General features: G+C 62.4%; 18 protein-coding genes. 8 read left to right on the top strand and 10 right to left on the bottom strand.

Annotation, left to right across the window (positions count from 1 at the left end):
- Window positions 1–420, top strand: a 420-nt coding sequence (locus A7K61_RS26680) for an undecaprenyl-diphosphate phosphatase (RefSeq protein ID WP_139129559.1), incomplete at its 5' end; no start/stop codon positions are given.
- A gap of 106 nt (window positions 421–526) precedes the next feature.
- On the opposite strand, the gene A7K61_RS26675 is transcribed toward A7K61_RS26680, so the two are convergent.
- From A7K61_RS26675 to A7K61_RS26655, 5 genes are read right to left on the bottom strand one after another with little or no spacing between them, the layout of a single operon-like run.
- Window positions 527–1480 (bottom strand): Dyp-type peroxidase, encoded by a 954-nt coding sequence (locus A7K61_RS26675; RefSeq protein WP_054898555.1) that lies wholly within the window; start codon window positions 1478–1480, stop codon window positions 527–529.
- 48 nt (window positions 1481–1528) lie between these two features.
- Complete coding sequence (locus A7K61_RS26670) at window positions 1529–2347, bottom strand: sugar phosphate isomerase/epimerase (protein WP_069558715.1); 819 nt, start codon at window positions 2345–2347, stop codon at window positions 1529–1531.
- 1 nt (window position 2348) lies between these two features.
- A complete protein-coding gene (locus A7K61_RS26665; protein WP_069558714.1) occupies window positions 2349–3548 on the bottom strand; it encodes an NAD(P)/FAD-dependent oxidoreductase in 1200 nt (399 codons plus the stop codon).
- Window positions 3545–3871, bottom strand: coding sequence for a MocE family 2Fe-2S type ferredoxin (locus A7K61_RS26660; RefSeq protein WP_044272333.1), 327 nt, complete (start codon window positions 3869–3871; stop codon window positions 3545–3547). Before A7K61_RS26660 ends, A7K61_RS26665 begins: the two co-directional genes overlap by 4 nt.
- Entirely contained in the window at window positions 3868–4962 is a 1095-nt protein-coding gene (locus A7K61_RS26655; RefSeq protein ID WP_069558713.1) for a fatty acid desaturase family protein, read from the bottom strand. Before A7K61_RS26655 ends, A7K61_RS26660 begins: the two co-directional genes overlap by 4 nt.
- A 161-nt stretch (window positions 4963–5123) precedes the next feature.
- Here A7K61_RS26655 and A7K61_RS26650 point away from each other — a divergent pair, with 161 nt between their 5' ends.
- Window positions 5124–6173, top strand: coding sequence for a LacI family DNA-binding transcriptional regulator (locus tag A7K61_RS26650; protein ID WP_069558712.1), 1050 nt, complete (start codon window positions 5124–5126; stop codon window positions 6171–6173).
- Window positions 6174–6191: 18 nt separating this feature from the next.
- Here the strand turns inward: A7K61_RS26650 and A7K61_RS26645 are convergent, their stop codons facing one another.
- Window positions 6192–8153 carry a sigma-54-dependent Fis family transcriptional regulator gene (locus A7K61_RS26645; protein WP_044272342.1) on the bottom strand — a complete coding sequence of 654 codons (1962 nt, stop codon included), beginning with the start codon at window positions 8151–8153 and terminating at the stop codon, window positions 6192–6194.
- A 187-nt stretch (window positions 8154–8340) separates the two neighbouring features.
- Here A7K61_RS26645 and A7K61_RS26640 point away from each other — a divergent pair, with 187 nt between their 5' ends.
- From A7K61_RS26640 to A7K61_RS26630, 3 genes are read left to right on the top strand one after another with little or no spacing between them, the layout of a single operon-like run.
- Window positions 8341–9357 (top strand): Gfo/Idh/MocA family oxidoreductase, encoded by a 1017-nt coding sequence (locus A7K61_RS26640; RefSeq protein WP_069558711.1) that lies wholly within the window; start codon window positions 8341–8343, stop codon window positions 9355–9357.
- Complete coding sequence (locus A7K61_RS26635) at window positions 9357–10136, top strand: TIM barrel protein (protein WP_044272346.1); 780 nt, start codon at window positions 9357–9359, stop codon at window positions 10134–10136. The genes A7K61_RS26640 and A7K61_RS26635 overlap by 1 nt, the downstream gene beginning before the upstream one ends.
- Before the next feature lie 19 nt (window positions 10137–10155).
- Window positions 10156–11082, top strand: coding sequence for a sugar ABC transporter substrate-binding protein (locus A7K61_RS26630; RefSeq protein ID WP_069558710.1), 927 nt, complete (start codon window positions 10156–10158; stop codon window positions 11080–11082).
- 119 nt (window positions 11083–11201) lie between these two features.
- Here A7K61_RS26630 and yghU read toward each other — a convergent pair whose 3' ends face one another.
- Window positions 11202–12029, bottom strand: coding sequence for a glutathione-dependent disulfide-bond oxidoreductase (yghU, locus tag A7K61_RS26625; protein WP_069558709.1), 828 nt, complete (start codon window positions 12027–12029; stop codon window positions 11202–11204).
- Between the two features lie 95 nt (window positions 12030–12124).
- Here yghU and mug point away from each other — a divergent pair, with 95 nt between their 5' ends.
- Window positions 12125–12658, top strand: coding sequence for a G/U mismatch-specific DNA glycosylase (gene mug / locus A7K61_RS26620; RefSeq protein WP_069558708.1), 534 nt, complete (start codon window positions 12125–12127; stop codon window positions 12656–12658).
- A gap of 30 nt (window positions 12659–12688) precedes the next feature.
- Window positions 12689–13285, top strand: a complete 597-nt coding sequence (locus A7K61_RS26615) for a glutathione S-transferase family protein (protein ID WP_069558707.1) — start codon at window positions 12689–12691, stop codon at window positions 13283–13285.
- Window positions 13286–13417: 132 nt separating this feature from the next.
- On the opposite strand, the gene A7K61_RS26610 is transcribed toward A7K61_RS26615, so the two are convergent.
- On the bottom strand, window positions 13418–14185 hold the full coding sequence (locus tag A7K61_RS26610; protein ID WP_044272356.1) for an SDR family NAD(P)-dependent oxidoreductase: 768 nt from the start codon (window positions 14183–14185) through the stop codon (window positions 13418–13420).
- Window positions 14186–14323: 138 nt separating this feature from the next.
- Here A7K61_RS26610 and A7K61_RS26605 point away from each other — a divergent pair, with 138 nt between their 5' ends.
- Window positions 14324–15472 carry an aldose epimerase family protein gene (locus A7K61_RS26605; protein WP_069558706.1) on the top strand — a complete coding sequence of 383 codons (1149 nt, stop codon included), beginning with the start codon at window positions 14324–14326 and terminating at the stop codon, window positions 15470–15472.
- A gap of 115 nt (window positions 15473–15587) precedes the next feature.
- On the opposite strand, the gene araH is transcribed toward A7K61_RS26605, so the two are convergent.
- Entirely contained in the window at window positions 15588–16556 is a 969-nt protein-coding gene (gene araH, locus A7K61_RS26600) for an L-arabinose ABC transporter permease AraH (protein ID WP_032892292.1), read from the bottom strand.
- 9 nt (window positions 16557–16565) lie between these two features.
- The coding region (locus A7K61_RS26595; protein ID WP_139129558.1) for an ATP-binding cassette domain-containing protein at window positions 16566–17384 on the bottom strand (819 nt) is incomplete at its 5' end.

The following is a 17384-nucleotide window of genomic DNA, read 5'->3' as shown; positions in this document are numbered from 1 at the left end:
GTGCGCGCCCGCCATACCCGCGACGTAAGCCAGATGCGCTTGCGCGATGCGCTGATCGTGGGGGTCGCGCAGATCGGCGCGTTGATTCCCAGCGTATCGCGTTCGGGCTCCACGTTGACCGCGGCGCTGTTCCTGAATTTCAAACGCGAAGAAGCGGCGCGGTTTTCCTTCCTGCTGGGTTTGCCGGCCATCGCCCTGGCCGGTTTGAAAGAGCTGTGGGTGCTGCTGCGCGCCGATCTGCCCGCCCACGCCTGGCCGCACTTGATGTTCGGGTTGGTGGTGGCCAGCGTCTCGGCGTTCTTTGCCATCTGGGGCCTGATGAAGTTCCTGGAGCGTTTCTCCACCTGGCCGTTCGTGATCTACCGCGCGCTGCTGGGAGTGTTTTTGATCGTGGCCGTCAGCACCGGCCTGCTTACCTGACCCTTGTAGGAGCGAGCTCGCTCGCGAAAAACGCCCAGGCGCCGCGCTCATCCAGAAAGCCCGCGTTATCGTTGACGTTTTTCGCGAGCAAGCTCGCTCCTACAGGTTATTGGCGGTCGGCCAGCGCTTCGAGCAAGTCGGCCGAGGGCACGAAGAACAGGCCGCCGGTCACGGCCGTGCTGAAGTCGAGCAAGCGGTCGTAATTGCCGGCCGGGCGGCCGACGAACATGTTTTCCAGCATCTGTTCCAGGGGCTGAGGCGAACGTGCGTAGCCGATGAAATAAGTGCCGAATTCGCCCGCGCCTGGGCGGCCAAAGGGCATGTTGTCGCGCAGGATCTTCACTTCCTCACCGCTCTCGTCGGTGATGACGGTCAGCGCGCTGTGGGAGTTGCTCGGCTTGGCGTCTTCGTCCAGTTCGATGTCCGATAATTTGGTGCGCCCGATCACCTTCTCTTGAGCCTCCACCGTCAACCCATTCCACGCGGTCATGTTGTGCAGGTATTTCTGCACCAGCACATAGCTGCCGCCTTCGAACTCAGGGTCTTCATCGCCCACCAGGGTGAAGGCCTCGGCCTTGCGCCCCACCGGGTTCTCGGTGCCGTCGACGAAACCGATGATGCTGCGCATATCGAAGTAGCGAAAGCCCTGGACCTCGTCGACCACCTTCACGCTATCACCCAGGGCCGCCATCAGTTGGGTCGCCAGCTCGAAACACAGGTCCATCTGCTCGGCACGGATGTGCAGCAGGATGTCGCCGGGGGTCGACACCGCCTTGCGCCCTTGCACACCGAACTCGCGAAACGGATGCAAGGCCGCCGGGCGCGGCGCGCCGAACAGGCGGTCCCAGGCATCCGAGCCAAACCCGCAAACGCAAGTCAGGTTGCCCGAGGGCACGCGCTTGCCTACCGAGCGCACCAGGCCTGCGATGTCGGCGCACCAGGCACGCACGTTTTCAACCGCATCGGGCGCCAGGGTGGCGACCATGAAGATCGCGCTGCTGGTGATCGGGTGGCACACCGATTGCGGTTCGAGCGGAGGACGGACGGGGCAGGTTTTCATGGGCGTTCCACAGGCTGAGGGCGATTTGAACCTGCGCAGATTAGCAGATCATCGAGGGCAACTGGCCCACACCTGGCGAATCAGGGCTTTGAGCTTGAGCGCCTCGGCCCAGCGATCGGTGAGTTCGCGCCCCTGTGCGTCGGTAATCGCATAGGGTGGCGGGCCCAACTCGCAAGTGAAGGACAAGCTCTGGGGGGTGTCAGCGCGGCCCAGCCAGTGTTCTATCCCATAGCGCCACCAGCCGGTAAACCGCTCGACCCACGGTTGGTGCTGGGGAAAATCCAGACCAACCTGCACCTGTTCGCTGCTGGCGATGCGGCCATGAAAGCCCCAGCTGTGACGCAGGATGGTGCGTATCTGTTCGTCGTCTTCCACACTGCCGGGCTCGGGCAACTCGCGGCCAACCACGTAGTGGGAAAGGTCTGCGAGCAGTTTCAGATCGGGCATCTGTGCCAGCAGGTCGAGGGTGAACAACAGGTCGTTGGTGAGCCGGTAACGGTGGGTTTCCAGCAGGATCGGGAAGTCCACCTGTTCGGCCAGGCGTTGCCAGCCGTCGATCAGCCTGGCCGCCTCGGCCTGGGTACGCGGGCGCACGTCGGCTTGCAAGGTGAGGTGGTGACAGCCGTGACGGCTGATCACCTCCAATGTCCTGGCTAGATCTTCCACCGATTGCGGGAACAGTTGCCCTTCAATCTGCAAGCCCCTGGCCGTGGCCGCCGCGTGCAGGCGCTGCACCGACGCCGGCGCCCAGTAATGGTCGGTGATGCCATCAAAACCGGCGGCGGCGATGCGGTCCAATTGCGCTTCCAGGCTGCCGGGTTCGGTTTGCATGGCCCACATCGATTGGAATACTAAGAACTGGCGCATGTCAGCCTCGCAGTAATGGCTTCAGGGAGACGTCAGGGTCGGCCAGGCTGGCCGGGTTGAGCGGGATGTGGGCGGTGATCAAGCGCTCGCACAGCTTGATGTCCTTGGCTGCGCGGTTACCCATGGCCCAACCGCAGGCGCCTTGCAAACGGTGATGGTCGTCCAGGTAGAACAGCAGCAGGCCGCCTTCGGGCAATTGCCGGCGAACCATCAGCGCAGTCATCACCCCGACGGTGTGCAAACCCCACGCGTATTGATCGGACCAGAAACCCGGGATCGTCTCGAACGCCAGCTGGCGCCCCAGCAGGTTCAACGCCGCGAGACGGCCCTGGGCTTCGGCGTTGCGCCAGGTTTCCTGGCGCTGATAAAGGCCCGCCAGGCGAAACTCGCACACGTCCCCCGCCGCGTAGATATTCGTCGCACTGGTGCGCAACTGCGCGTCGACACGAATGCCCTGCCCGACGTCCAAGCCCGCCGCTGCGGCCAACTCGATGTTGGGCTGCATGCCAATGCCGACCACCACCAGGTCGCAGGGCAGCCGCTGCCCGTCGACCAGTTGCACGGCGTCGGCATGGATGCATTCCAGGGCAACGTTCAAACGCACGTCCACACCCTGCTCACGGTGCAATGCCAGTAGCGCGTCACTGATCACCGGCGGCAACACCCGCCCTGCCAGCCGTGGCCCGGCTTCCAGCAACGTCACCTCGCAGCCCAGGCCCCGCGCGGTCGCCGCCACCTCCAAGCCGATAAAACCACCGCCAACCACTACCAACCTAGCGCCAGGGCGCAACCTATCGCGCAGGGCCAAGGCTTCATCGTGGGTGCGCAGGTAAAAGACATTCGCCTGCTCTTGGGGCAAACGCCGCGCCCGGCCTCCGGTGGCCAGCAGCAGGCCGGCATAGCTCAACCATTGGCCATCGGCCAGTTGCAACCGGTGGTGCTGCGGCTCCAGGCGGCTGACCGGGTTGGCGGCGATATGCTCTACCTCGAGCGCCGCCAACTGCTGGCTGTCGCACAGGCTGCATTGCGCCAGGTCGGTCGAGCCTTGCAGCAAGCCCTTGGACAGCGGTGGCCGCTCGTAGGGCAAGTGCGCTTCATCGCCGATCAGGATCAGGCGCCCGCCGTAGCCTTCTTCACGCAAAGTCAGTGCCGCACGGCCACCAGCATGGCCGGCGCCGACGATGATCAGGGGGGCGTTCATCCTTCGGCCGTGACGGCGAGCAGTACTCGCCCCGCATCCACCCGCACCGGGTAGGTCTTCAGATTGACGCAGACCGGCGCGCCCAAGGCCTTGCCAGAGCGGTAATCAAAGCGCCCGTTGTGCTTGGGGCATTCGATCACATGGTCCATCACCAGGCCGTCGGCCAGGTGGATTTTCTCGTGGGTGCACAGGCCGGCAGTGGCGAAGAATTCATCCTCGGCAGAGCGGAACACCGCGTAGGTCTGCGCGCCGTGGTCGAAGCGCAGCACGTCTTCTGCTTCTATTTCGCCCACGGCGCAGACGTCGATCCATTGATCGTTCATGCATTTATCTCCAATGACTGGCTCTTACTCTGTGGCGAACGAGCTTGCTCGCCACGGGCGGGGCGTTGGACGAAGTAGCTGGGGTCGCTGCGCTGGCGCCAGATCGTCGGAATGATTTCCTGGTAGGCCTGCCACAGGTTGGCATACGGCGGCGGGCAGTCGCTGCGGATCTCTTCGTGCAGCTGGCTGAGCGCGTGGTAAGGCACCATCGGGTACATGTGGTGTTCGAGGTGGTAGTTCATGTTCATGTAGATAAAGCGCAGCACGCGGTTCATGTAGATGGTGCGGCAATTGCTGCGGTGGTCGAGCACATCTTCGGCCAGGCCCACGTGCTGGCTGAGGCCAAACAGGTAGCCGAGCCACGCGCCATAGAGGCTGGGCAGGCCCACCAGCATCAGCGGCAACCAGCTGTGCAGGTACAGCGCAGTGCCGATGATCACCGCATAAAGACCGACCCAGATACGCGCATCTCGGTACACCTTGGGCCACTCGGATTCGGGGATGAAGTCCTGCTCCTGGGCACTCATTCGCCCGAGCGCGTGGCGGGCCACGCCGCTGAAGGTCTTCCAGGCCAGGGGCAGGTTGAACAGGCTGAGGGCCATCATCCATAAGCTGGGCGGGCGCGGTTCGACGATCTCCGGGTCACGGCCGACGACGATGGTGTCGGTGTGATGACGGGCGTGGCTCCAGCGCCACACGTGGGGTTCGAAGAGGCACATGAAGCTCGCCACCTGGTACAGCGCATCGTTCATCCAGCGGGTCTTGAACGCCGTGCCGTGGCCGGTTTCGTGCCAGCGCGGGTTGGAGGCCGTGCCATAAAGCACACCGTAGGCGATGAAGAACGGCACGCAGGCCCAACTGCCCCAGAACCAGTAGCCGCCGACACCAGTGGCCAACAACGCCGAGAACCACAGGGCGGTGTCGAGCAACGCCGGAGCGTCGCGGCGTTGCATCAGGGCTTTCATGCGATTGCGCGGGATGGGCGACTGGTACCAACGGGCCGAGACCAGGCCCTTGTCGGCGGCGCGGGCCGCTTCGGGGCCGGTGAGGCTGTAGTCGCGCCGAGCGCGGTGAGCGGTGTGTTCAGGCATTGTTATTGTTCTCCGCAAGCGTGGGTTTCAGGGGCTTTGCGAAACCAACCATAGAGCGCGGCTAAATCACCCTCAAGGCCTTGAATCCATTCCCTATCAAGCTATCATCCAGGCCCAGCGGAGCTTGATAGTTTTCTATCAAGACGCTCAAGGGGCCTGCCATGCACAACAACAAACGCCCAACCATCGCCACCGTTGCCGCCCAGGCGGGGCTCAGCGTAGCCACCGTCGACCGCGTGTTGAACGCCCGCGCGCCGGTCAACCCCGGCACCGCCGAACAGGTGTTCCAGGCCGCCGAAGCGGTGGGCTATTTCGCCGCACGGCTGATCGGCCAACGCATTCGCGAGCGCCGGCCCACCTACCGTTTCGGCGTGCTGTTGCTGGGGACCGCCCAAGCGTTCTATGCGCAGTTGGCACACTGCATCAGCGAGGCCGCGCAGCATCACGCCACCGCCAACCTGAGCTGCCAGTTCGACTACATCAACGACCGCACGCCCGGCGCCATCGTCGCGCAAATCGAACAACTGGCCGTGCAGTGCGACGCCCTCGCGGTGGTCAGCTTCGCCCACCCATTGATCAACGCCTGCCTGGCGCAGATCCGCACAGCGGGCGTGCCGGTGGTTGCCCTGCTCTCGGACATCCATGAACACGCCGCCGAACCCTATGTGGGCCAGGACAACCACGTGGTCGGGCGCACCATGGGCTGGCTGCTGGCGCGCACTTGCGGCGCACGCAAAGGCAGCGTGGGCATCCTGTTGGGTGGCCACCGTTTTCTCGGCCATCAGGCACGGGTCGAGGGCTTGCACAGCTACCTGGCCGAACACGCGCCGGGGCTCAAGCCGTTGGAGCCGCTGATCAACCTGGACAACTGCGACATCACCGAAGAAGCCACCCTCGACCTGCTCAGCCGCCATACCGATTTGCGTGGGTTATGCGTGGTCGGCGGTGGTGGCGACGGTGTGATCAACGCCTTAGCCCAACTGCCCAAGCGCCCGGCGCTGTGCTGCATCCTGCAAGAGTCCACGCCGTTGTCGCGTCAGGCATTGAGCAACGGCTTGATTGATGTGGTGATGGACTCGCAGCCACGGCAAACGGCCGTGGCGCTGGTGGAGTTGCTGGTGCGCTTGCAGAGTGATGAGGGGTTTGAGCCCTTGAGGCACCGCGTACATATACCGCCGCAGATAGTGACCCCGGAAAACCTGTGCAACTGATCGGGTTGGCTTGAGGTTTCAGCGCTCACGGAAATCGGCGGCGCTCAAGCCAAACCGACTCATTTTGTTGTACAGCCCGCCCCGCGACACATCCAGTTGCTGTGCGGCCAGGCGAATGTTGCCGTGGGTGCTGGTGAGCGCGGCAACGATGGCATGCATTTCATGGCTGCTCAAATCCTGCGCGGGCTGGGGCTGGTAGGCGCGCAACGTGGTGCGTTGCTGGGTTTCCAACGGCAAGTCAGCCGATTGAATCAGCTCGCCCATCGCCAGGTTGGTCGCCCGCTCAATGACGTTTTCCAGTTCCCGCACGTTGCCCGGCCAACCATGGGCTGACAGCAACGCCAACGCATCCGGCGCGAAACCTTGCACCGTTTTACGTAGCGAGCGGGCACAGCGCTGCAGGAAGTGCCGCGCCAGCAATGGGATATCGTCACGGCGCATGCGCAGTGGCGGCACGCTCAGGTTCAGCACGTTGAGTCGGTAGTAAAGGTCTTCACGAAACGCGCCCTCGGCCACCGCCTGGCTCAGGTTGCGATGGGTGGCCGCGATGATGCGCACGTCGACTTGCCGCGATTGCTTGGCCCCGACGCGGGTGATTTCACCCTCCTGCAAAACCCGTAGCAGACTGACCTGGGCATCGAAGGACATGTCGCCGATTTCATCCAGGAAGATGGTGCCGCCATCCGCCAGTTCGAACTTGCCTGCCGCCCCACCCCGCGCCGAGCCGGTGAACGCACCTTCGACGTGGCCGAACAGTTCGCTCTGCACCAGGTCCCGTGGGATCGCGCCGCAGTTGACCGCCACAAACGGGCCGTTGCAACGCTCGCTGCCGTTGTGAATGGCCTGGGCAAACAGCTCCTTGCCGGTGCCGCTTTCGCCGAGGATCAAGGTGGTGGACTCGCTGCGACTGGCAATGCGCCCCAGGTGCAGTGCATCTTGTATGGCCCGCGAGGTGCCCAGGATGGTCTCGAAGGTATAGCGGGCCTGGGTCCCGATAATGCGCCGGGTAATCTCGCGGATACGGCGGTTTTCGCGCACCGACACAATCACTCCACCCTGCTCCAGTGGGCATACCGAAACCAGGCAGGCGAGTTGGCTGCCGTCGTGCAAGTGGAAGGTGCAATCGCGGTCGCGCACCGGCTCACCTAGCGCGTCGCTCAGTTCACTGCGGCCCAGGCGCTGGAAAGGACTGCCGATCAACTCGCGCCCCACCCCGAACAGTTGCCGCGCATAACGGTTGAGTGCCTTGATGCAGCCACGCTCATCGAGCACCACCAAACCTTCGTTGAGCACTTCGAGCACGGCCTGTTGTTCTTCCAGCAACACCTGCAGCGCCATCTGCCGCGACACCGCTTCGGCCGCCGCTTGAACGGTGCCCAGGGTATGGAAATGAAACCAGCCGGGCTCGGCGGTCAGGGTGAGCATGGCCAAGGTCTGGCCTTGGGCATCCTTGATCGGCGCGGCGGCGCAGTGCATGTGGCGCTGGCGCAGGCCGCTGGCGAAATTTTCTTCCGCCAGCACATACACCAGGCGATCTTCGGCCAGGGCCAGGCCGGTGCAGTTGGTGCCTTGCACCGATTCGAGCAAGCGACTGCCCACCGGGGTGATGTCCAGCCCGCAAAAATACAGAGTCGTGCCCTCGGCATCCGTGAGGTTGATATGCCCGCGCGGGTTGTAAGCCAGTAATCCATGCATGACCTGCGCGGCGGCGGCGATCAGGGCGCGATGGTGGGCCAGGGTCGCCGCCAGCGCATGAGGCGCAACAAAGCGGTAGTCGTTGTGACCGGGCTCGATACCCGCCTCGACACTGCGTCGCCAGGAATCCCAGATGACTTGGCGCACCCCGTCCGGACGCACGACTTGGCCAGCCAGGCACTCTCGCCACGCCTGTTCCAACGCGGCGATGGGCCCGTCGTTCAGCGCGGCAGGCCCCAGGTTCGTGAGGTATTCGAGGTCTTGCACACTGAACGCCTGGGTCATTGCGGTTATCCATGTTCATATTTTCGACATGTCAGTATAGACATGTCATAAAAATGAACACTTTTTGTTTGATTAAAATAATAAGCCTTTATAAATCAGCTACTTATAAACTGGCACAGGCCTTGCTCTTGCCCCTGTGTCACCCAGGACGGTCCTGGGGGCCCATAACAACAAAAGGGGTCGTTTCATGAGTACACAGAACATCCGCCTGGGCTTGATCGGTGCCGGCCGCATGGGCAGCTTCCATGGCCTTACCGCTGCACGCCATATCCCCGGTGCCTGCCTCGCCGCCATCGCCGATCCCGTCCCAGGCCAGGCCGCTCGCCTGGCAGCAGAACTGGGGGTGGACAAGGCCTACACCGACCCGCAACAGCTGCTGGACGACCCGGACATCGAGGGCGTACTCATCGCCGCCCCTGCCCGTAGCCATGCCGAGCTGGTGATCAAGGCCGCACGTGCCGGTAAGGGCATCTTCTGCGAAAAACCCATGGCGATTACCCTGGATGAAGCCGACCGCGCCATCGCCGCCGCTGCCGATGCACGGGTGCCCCTGCAGGTCGGCTTCAATCGGCGCTTCGCCAGAAGCTTTCGCACGGCGCACCTCGACGTCGTCGCCGGACGTATTGGCACGCCGCAACTGCTGCGCTCGCTGACCCGCGACCCGGCGCTGAACAACCCGGCCAACTCACCGCAATGGGTGATCTTCCTCGAAACCCTGATCCACGACTTCGACACCCTGCGCTACCTCAACCCCGGAGCCGAAGTGGTACAGGTGCAGGTGATGGCGGACGCACTGATTGCCCCGCAATTCAAAAGCCAAGGCTTGCTCGACACCGCCGTGGTCACCCTGCGCTTTGACAACGGCGCCATTGCCACCGCCGAAGCCAGCTTCCAGGCCGTGTATGGCTACGATGTGCGCGGCGAAGTGTTCGGCAGCAAGGGCATGCTGAGCATGGGCAGCCTTAACGACTGCGACCTGGTGCGCTACCTGGCCGAGGGCATCCAGGCAGACACGCAGCGGATGGACACCGACCTGCTGCGCGACGCCTACATCGCCGAGCTCAACCACTTTGTCGACTGCCTGCGCAGCGGCGCCAAGCCCCTGGCCAGCGGTGAAGATGCGCGTGCAGCCCTGGCAATTGCCCGTGCCTGCATTGAATCGTACCAAACCGGCAAGGCCGTGGCCGTTCAAGGAGCCCGCTGATGATGCCGTTCAAATTGGCCGTCAGCGCCGAAATGGTGTTCCTCGACCTGCCCTTCATCGAACGGGTCAAACGTATTCATGCCCTGGGTTTCAGCGCCGAAATCTGGGGTTGGGCCGATAAGGACATTCAGGCCTTGGCGGCGACCGGTGCGGACTTCACCTCGATGACCGGCTACCTCACCGGCACCCTCACCGACCCCGACGGCATCCGCCAATTGCTCGACAGCGCCCGTGAGTCCCTGGGCATTGCCGAGCGCCTCAATTGCCCCTGCCTCAACCTGCATGGCACGGGCCTGGGTGAAGGCGGCCTGCCCGTGCAGCCCGTCAGCCACACCACCGGGCGCATGTGGCTGAGCGCATGCAAAAGCCTGGAGAAAATCGCGCGCCTGGGGGAAGACGCCGGCCGCGTGTTCCTGCTGGAAAACCTCAACACCGCCGTCGACCACCCCGGTACACCGTTTGCGCGTGCCGACGACACCCTGGCCCTGATCGAAGCCGTCGGCAGCCCGCATCTGAAGATGAACCTGGACCTGTACCACGCGCAGATTGGCGAAGGTAACCTGATCGAATTGATCCAGCGCGCTGGCAGCGCCATCGGCGAAATCCAGGTCGCTGATGTGCCTGGACGCAAGGAGCCCGGCACGGGCGAAATCCACTACCCGGCCATTGCACGGGCCTTGCACGCCATGGGTTACACCGGTGTGGTCGGCCTGGAGGGCTGGGCCAGCGGCGACAGCGAGACGGCCCTGGAGCGTTTCCGCCAGGCATTCACCCTATAACAATAAAAGGAACAGCCTCATGCACCGTTATTCATTACTAATGGCCGCGCTGTTATTGATGTTCAGCCAGTGGTCCTTCGCCGCCTATCGCATCGGCGTGAGCATTGCCCGGGTGGACGATAACTTCATGACCTACGTGCGCACCGGCCTGGAAGCGGCAGCCAAACACCAGGACGTGCAGATCCAATTCGAAGACGCCCAGGGCGATGTGGTGCGCCAGCTCAATCAGGTCGAAGGCTTTCTCAACCAGAAGGTCGATGCGGTGATCGTGCTGCCGGTCGACACCGCCGCCACCGCCAACATCACCCGCGCAGCCGTGGCGGCGAAGACGCCGCTGGTGTACGTCAACCGCCACCCGGATGAGCGTACGCTGCCTGAGGGCGTGGTCACGGTGGCCTCCAACGACATCGAAGCGGGGCAATTGCAGATGCGTTACCTCGCCCAAAAACTGGGTGGTAAGGGCAACGTGGCGATCATCATGGGCGACCTTGCGCAGAACGCCACCCATGCCCGTACCGAGGGGGTCAAACAGGTGCTCAAGGACTTCCCGGGGATCAAGATCGTCGAGCAGCAAAGCGCCGAATGGCAGCGCAGCAAAGGCATGGACCTGACCAGCAACTGGTTGCTGGCCGGCACCGCGTTCAATGCCATTGTCGCCAACAACGATGAAATGGCGATTGGCGCGGCCATGGCCTTGCAACAAGCAGGCAAGGCCAAGGGCGAGATTGCAATTGTCGGCATCGACGGCTTGCCCGATGGCCTGGCAGCGATCAAGCGCGGGCTGTTGGCGGGCTCGGTGTTCCAGGACCCCAAGGCCCAGGCTGCCCAGGCCGTGCAAGCGGCGGTGCGGATGATCAAGGGCGAGCAGGTTGAAGCACAGGTGTGGGTGCCATTTGAACTGATCACACCTGAACAGGTGGCGGTGTTTGAGCAGCGCTACAAATAACGCAGCTTTGTAGGAGCGAGCTCGCTCGCGAAGAACGCCCAGACGCCGCGCTCATTCAGGAAGCACGCGTTATCGTTGACGTTTTTCGCGAGCAAGCTCGCTCCTACCTGGTTATCGTATCAATCCAGGTCACTTGCATCATGGCGCTCGGGCAACTGATCATCCCCCGACACCCGGTTCACCCGCCGCCCACGCTGCACCGCCGGCCGTGCGTCAATCGCATCCGCCCAGCGCTGCACATGCTTGTATTCATGCACCGACAAAAACTCCGCCGCACCATACAAACGGCCTTTGACCAACCCACCGTACCAAGGCCATATCGCGATATCGGCAATGGTGTAGTCATCCCCGGCAATGTATTGGCTGACCGCCAGGCGCTTATCCAGCACATCCAGTTGGCGCTTGGTCTCCATGGCAAAGCGGTTGATCGGGTATTCCATCTTGCTCGGCGCATAGGCATAGAAATGCCCGAAGCCGCCCCCCAGGTAAGGCGCGCTGCCCATCTGCCAGAACAGCCACGACAGGCATTCAGCCCGAGCGGCGGGCTCCGTGGGCAGGAACGCACCGAACTTCTCGGCCAGGTACTGCAAAATCGCGCCTGATTCGAACACGCGAATCGGCGTGGCGCCGCTGTGGTCCATCAGCGCAGGAATCTTCGAGTTCGGGTTCACCGCCACAAAGCCACTGCCGAACTGGTCGCCGTCGCCGATCTTGATCAGCCAGGCATCGTATTCGGCGCCGCTGTGCCCCAGGGCCAGCAGCTCTTCCAGCAGGATCGTGACCTTCTGCCCATTGGGCGTGGCCAGGGAGTATAACTGCAGCGGGTGCTTGCCCACCGGCAGTGGCTTTTCGTGGGTGGCGCCGGCGATGGGCCGGTTGATTCTGGCGAAGGTGCCGCCGCTTTCGGCGTCCCAGGTCCAGACTTTGGCAGGTACGTACTCGGTCATAATCAATGCTCCAGAGGCGCTTGTGATCCACTAAGCGTTGCAGACTAAACCAAAGGTTGATGACTCGTCACACCTATCAGCATGGAAGATCCGGCATGAACGAGCGACTCGACGACCTCCTCGCCGACCACTTGCACGTACTGTTCTGCGGCATCAACCCTGGCAAGGGCTCGGCAGCCCTCGGCCTGCATTTTGCCAATCGCAGCAACCGCTTCTGGCGCACCGTGCATCTGGCCGGTTTCACGCCCCATGAGATTCGCCCGCAAGACGGCGCCACCTTGCTGCACTACGGTTGCGGATTAACCACCTTGGTGGAGCGCCCCACGGCCAGTGCAGGCGAGTTGGCGCGGCATGAATTCCAGGACGCGGCGGCGGCGTTCGAACACAAGATCCGCCGCCATGCACCGCGCTTCGTCGCGTTCCTCGGCAAGCCCGGCTATAGCGCGCTGACCGGCCAGCGCGAGGTCGCCTGGGGTTTGCAAGCGCAGCCACTGGGCGACGCCTCGGTCTGGGTGCTGCCCAACCCCAGCGGGCGCAACCTGGCGTTCAGCCTCGATCAATTGGTGCAAGCGTATCGGCTGCTGCACAACGCCGTTGCGCACGCCCGGCCCGTGCCCGTAATCTCTTGAGCCCAACACCCTGTAAGCAATGGAGGCTGCATGAAACTGGTCGGAATGCTGGACTCGCCCTACGTACGCCGCGTGGCTGTTTCCCTGGAGTTATACGGGGTGGGCTTTGTGCATGAACCGCTGTCGGTGTTCAGCACTTACGCTGAATTTGCCCAGATCAACCCGGTAGTCAAGGCCCCTACCCTGGTGCTGGACGATGGCACGGTGCTGATGGATTCGAGCCTGATCCTCGATTACCTGGAAGCGCTGGCGCCGGCTGACAAGAAGCTGCTGCCCCAACAACCGGCGGCACGCGCCCGCGACCTGCAACTGCTTGGGCTCGCGCTGGCGGCCTGTGAAAAAAGCGTGCAGATCGTCTATGAACACAACCTTCGCCCCGCCGAGAAGCTGCATGCGCCGTGGCTTGAGCGCGTTACCGGGCAATTGTTGGCGGCTTATCAGCTGCTGGACAAGCAACTGGCAGACAGTCAGGCGCTGACCCAGGCGTCGATTACCGCAGCGGTCGCCTGGTCGTTCAGCCAGTTCACCGTGGCCTCGGTGGTGAAGGCCGATGCGTTCCCCAACCTCAAACGCCATGCTGAACGCCTGGAGCAGCACCCGGCGTTCAAGCGTTACCCCATCGAATGAACTCGCGCTAATGTGTAGGAGCGAGCTTGCTCGCGAAAAACTCACAGGCGCCGCGTTCATTCAGAAGGCCCGCGTTATCGTTGACGGTTTTCGCGAGCAAGCTCGCTCCTACCAAGGGCTCCTTTCGCGTCGCTACACCCAGCCGCCGTCGACGATAAAGTTCTGCGCCGAGCACATCGCCGAGGCATCCGAGGCCAAAAACAGCGCCATGTTGGCGATGTGTTCCGGCATCACGCTGCCCGGCAGGCACTGGCTGCGGGCGATGAGGTCCTTGGCGGCGTCGTCGACCCACATGGCCAGTTGTTTTTCGGTCATCACCCAACCCGGCACCAAGGTGTTGACGCGGATATGGTTGGGCCCCAGTTCCCGCGCCAGGGCTCGGGTCATGCCGTGGGCGGCGGCCTTGCTGGCGGCGTATACGGGGTAGCCGGCCGAGGCCATCATCCAGCCCACCGAGCCCAGGTTGATGATCGAGCCGCCACCGGCCTGTTTCATCATGGGCACCACCGCTTTGGCGGCAAAGAAGGCGTGCTTGAGGTTGACCGCAATCAGCTGGTCGAACATGTGCGAGTCGATTTCTTCCAGGCTGTGGCGCACATCGTTCGCTGCATTGTTGACCAGTACCGTGATCGGCCCCAGGGAATGCTCGAAGCGCCCGATCGCGGCGCGGTAACCGATCTCGTCGGTGATATCGCAGCACTCGAACTCGACACGCTGCCCTTTGGAGTTCAGCAGCGCCGCCAAGCGTTCACCCTGGCTCTGTGCACGGTCCACAAACGCCACCTTGGCGCCCTGTGCGGCGAAGGCCCGCACCATGAACTCGCCAATCCCCGAAGCCCCGCCGGAAACCAGCACGGTTTTGTCCTTGAGGTCGGGATAAATCGCTTGCTGGGTAGTCATAACAATCAGTGCTCCGCTTAATTAGTCTTATTTTATTTTGCAAGAACGGCGTTAAAGGCTATAAATCTGCTGTCATATCGACAAAATATCTCAAATTAGTAGAACTATTCCAGCAAAACAACAAAAGGAAGTTCGACCATGAAGCACCCTCGATACCTGCTGTCCGGCCTCGCGTTGTCCATGCTGATCGCCAGCGGCGGCGCGCACGCCGCTGGCCTTAGCAGCGAACACAAACCCTTCGGTAAAACCAACGATGGCACCGCCGTCGAACAGTACGTGTTGCGCAACAGCCATGGCATGCAAGCCACGGTGATCACCTACGGCGGCGTGCTGCAGTCGCTAAAAGTGCCGGACAAACACGGCAAGCTCGACGACGTGGTGCTGGGCTTCGACGACGTGCAAGGTTATCAAGGCGGTACCGCGTTTTTCGGCGCCACCATCGGCCGATTCGGCAACCGCCTGGCCGGCGGCGCCTTCGAACTCGACGGCAAACGCTACCAGGTACCGCTCAACGACGGCCCCAACTCATTGCATGGCGGCGCCCAGGGCTTCGACAAGCAGGTGTGGCAAGCCAAATCGGTCAAGGACAAGGATTCGGTGGGCGTCACCCTCACCTACCTGTCCAAGGACGGAGAAATGGGCTTTCCGGGCAACTTGAAAACCGAGGTCACCTACCGCCTCAACGACAACAACGAACTGCACATCGACTACACCGCCACCACCGATAAACCGACGGTGCTCAACCTCACCAACCACAGCTATTTCAACCTGGCCGGCGCGGGCAACGGCGACATTCTCAAGCAGGTCGCCACCTTGCACGCCAGCCACTACACACCAGTGAATGCCACCTTGATTCCCACCGGTGAATTGGCGCCGGTCAAGGGCACGCCGATGGACTTCCTGAAGCCCACACCTATCGGCCAGCACATCAAAGACGACCATCCGCAGCTCAAATTCGCCGAGCCGAAACAGGGTGGCTTCGACTTCAACTGGGCGCTGGATACCAAAGGGAATGTGAAACAGCTGGCCGCCGAAGTGCATGACCCTGAGTCGGGGCGGCGTTTGCAGCTCTACACCACAGAGCCTGGCGTACAGTTCTATACCAGCAACTTCCTGGACGGTTCGGTGAAGGGCAAAGGCGGAAAGGCCTATCAGCACTGGAGTGGGTTTACTTTGGAGACCCAGCACTTTCCGGATGCGCCTAACCAGCCGAGCTTTGCCTCAACGCGTTTGAATCCAGGGCAGACTTACAGCCAACACACTATTTTCAAGTTCACCGCTGATTAAACTGTGGGAGCTGGCTTGCCTGCGATAGCGGTGGTTCAGGCAACACTTGCGTAGCCTGTGCCACCGCTATCGCAGGCAAGCCAGCTCCCACATTGGTTTTTCACAGGGCCTGGGTTCAGCGTTGTTTCATGCGGTCGATGACCACGGCCAATAGCAGGATCGAGCCGCGGATCACATACTGGTAGAAGGTATCGATGTTCTTGAGGTTCATCGCATTCTCGATGATCGCCAGAATCAACACCCCGGCAATCACATGCCGGATCATGCCGATACCACCGCTCAGCGACACCCCACCCAGCACGCAGGCCGAGATCACCGTGAGCTCGAAGCCCTGGCCGATCATCGGCTGACCGGAGGTCATGCGTGAAGCCAGGATTACTCCCGCCAGCGCGCCAATCAGGCCGTGCACGGCAAAGATCAGGATCTTGGTGCGGTCAACGTTCACCCCCGCCAACAGCGCCGCTTCCGGGTTACCGCCGATGGCCATGGTGTTGCGCCCATAGGTGGTGTAGTTGAGCAGCCAGCCGAAGAACAGGAAGCAGACAATGGTGATCAAGATCGGCACCGGCACTCCAAACAATTGGCCGTTGCCGAACACAAAGAATTGCTCCTGGGACACACCCACCGCTTTGCCGTCGGCAAAGATATAAGCCAGGCCGCGCACGATCTGCATGGTTGCCAGCGTAGTGATCAAGGCGTTGACCCGCAGCTTGGCGATCACGATGCCATTGATCAGCCCCACCATCAGGCCCATCAGCAGCGCTGCGCCAATGCCCAGCATCACGCTGTCGGTATCGCGCATCACAATCGCCGCAACCACCCCGGCGCAGGCGATCACCGAGCCTACCGACAGGTCGAAGTGCCCCGAGGCCAGGCAAAACAGCATGGTGCACGCGGCAATACCGACAGTCGAAATTGCCAGGCCCAGACCGCGCATGTTCAGTGGCGAGAGGAAGTTATCGATCAGCAGCGCGCACAGTACGAAGATGCCCACCGCTGCCAAGAGCATCGCCCAGTTATCGAGCAATGCGCGTATATCGAGGGGTTTGCGTGCCGAGGGCAGCGCGTTGTTTTGAATAGTCATGGTCGTCTCTCAGTTCGCCAGGCCGCGTGGCAAGGCCAGTTGCAGCAGGTTGGATTCAGTCGCCTGTTCTCGCAGTTGTTCGCCGCGCAAGGCGCCTTCGCACAGCACCAGGATGCGGTCGGAGATGCCCATCACCTCCATCAGGTCGCTGGACACCACAATCACCGCAATGCCGCTGGCTGCCAGGTTATGGATGATCTGGTAGATCTCCGACTTGGCGCCGATGTCGATACCGCGGGTGGGTTCGTCCAGTAACAGCACCTTCATGGGCATCGACAGCCAGCGGCCAAGGATGGCTTTCTGCTGATTGCCGCCCGACAGGTAGAGGATTTTCTGCTCGGCATTCGGCGTCTTGACCTTCATGGCCTGGATCTGCCGCTCGGCGTTGCCCTTCTCCCAGCCGTCGCGCAGCAGCCAGCCGAACGAGGCATGGGCGCTACGGGCGCTGATGTTGATGTTTTCAGCGACGCTGCCCAGCGGGATGATGCCCTCTTTCTTGCGGTCCTCCGGACACAGCAATACCCCGGCGGCGATGGCGTCGCGGGGTGAGCGCAGTTGCAGCGCTTGCCCACACAGTTCCAAGCTGCCGGCACTGGCGCGCTCTAACCCACTGAGCAGGCGCAACAGCTCCGTGCGCCCTGCCCCCACCAGCCCGAACAGGCCGAGGATCTCGCCCTTGCGCACCTGGAAACTCACCGGTTCACGCAGGCCGGGGCCGAGCAAGCCCTCGACCTTGAGCGCCACTTCGCCCTGCTCACGCGGTCGGTAATCGTAGATATCCTGGATATCGCGACCGACCATGCAGGTCACCAACTGGTCGTGGGTCAG

Origin of the sequence: Pseudomonas sp. AP42 (assembly GCF_001728935.1) — a bacterium.
GTDB classification, from domain to species: domain Bacteria; phylum Pseudomonadota; class Gammaproteobacteria; order Pseudomonadales; family Pseudomonadaceae; genus Aquipseudomonas; species Aquipseudomonas lactis.
The sequence above is the reverse complement of the archived record's forward strand: the minus strand, read 5'-3'. Positions and strand labels throughout refer to the sequence as shown.

Coding starts and splice junctions, on each gene's coding strand:
- A7K61_RS26675 (WP_054898555.1), bottom strand. CDS start 1,480: ATGAAAACCTGCCCCGTCCGTCCTCCGCTCGAACCGCAATCGGTGTGC.
- A7K61_RS26670 (WP_069558715.1), bottom strand. CDS start 2,347: ATGCGCCAGTTCTTAGTATTCCAATCGATGTGGGCCATGCAAACCGAA.
- A7K61_RS26665 (WP_069558714.1), bottom strand. CDS start 3,548: ATGAACGCCCCCCTGATCATCGTCGGCGCCGGCCATGCTGGTGGCCGT.
- A7K61_RS26660 (WP_044272333.1), bottom strand. CDS start 3,871: ATGAACGATCAATGGATCGACGTCTGCGCCGTGGGCGAAATAGAAGCA.
- A7K61_RS26655 (WP_069558713.1), bottom strand. CDS start 4,962: ATGCCTGAACACACCGCTCACCGCGCTCGGCGCGACTACAGCCTCACC.
- A7K61_RS26650 (WP_069558712.1), top strand. CDS start 5,124: ATGCACAACAACAAACGCCCAACCATCGCCACCGTTGCCGCCCAGGCG.
- A7K61_RS26645 (WP_044272342.1), bottom strand. CDS start 8,153: ATGACCCAGGCGTTCAGTGTGCAAGACCTCGAATACCTCACGAACCTG.
- A7K61_RS26640 (WP_069558711.1), top strand. CDS start 8,341: ATGAGTACACAGAACATCCGCCTGGGCTTGATCGGTGCCGGCCGCATG.
- A7K61_RS26635 (WP_044272346.1), top strand. CDS start 9,357: ATGATGCCGTTCAAATTGGCCGTCAGCGCCGAAATGGTGTTCCTCGAC.
- A7K61_RS26630 (WP_069558710.1), top strand. CDS start 10,156: ATGCACCGTTATTCATTACTAATGGCCGCGCTGTTATTGATGTTCAGC.
- yghU (WP_069558709.1), bottom strand. CDS start 12,029: ATGACCGAGTACGTACCTGCCAAAGTCTGGACCTGGGACGCCGAAAGC.
- mug (WP_069558708.1), top strand. CDS start 12,125: ATGAACGAGCGACTCGACGACCTCCTCGCCGACCACTTGCACGTACTG.
- A7K61_RS26615 (WP_069558707.1), top strand. CDS start 12,689: ATGAAACTGGTCGGAATGCTGGACTCGCCCTACGTACGCCGCGTGGCT.
- A7K61_RS26610 (WP_044272356.1), bottom strand. CDS start 14,185: ATGACTACCCAGCAAGCGATTTATCCCGACCTCAAGGACAAAACCGTG.
- A7K61_RS26605 (WP_069558706.1), top strand. CDS start 14,324: ATGAAGCACCCTCGATACCTGCTGTCCGGCCTCGCGTTGTCCATGCTG.
- araH (WP_032892292.1), bottom strand. CDS start 16,556: ATGACTATTCAAAACAACGCGCTGCCCTCGGCACGCAAACCCCTCGAT.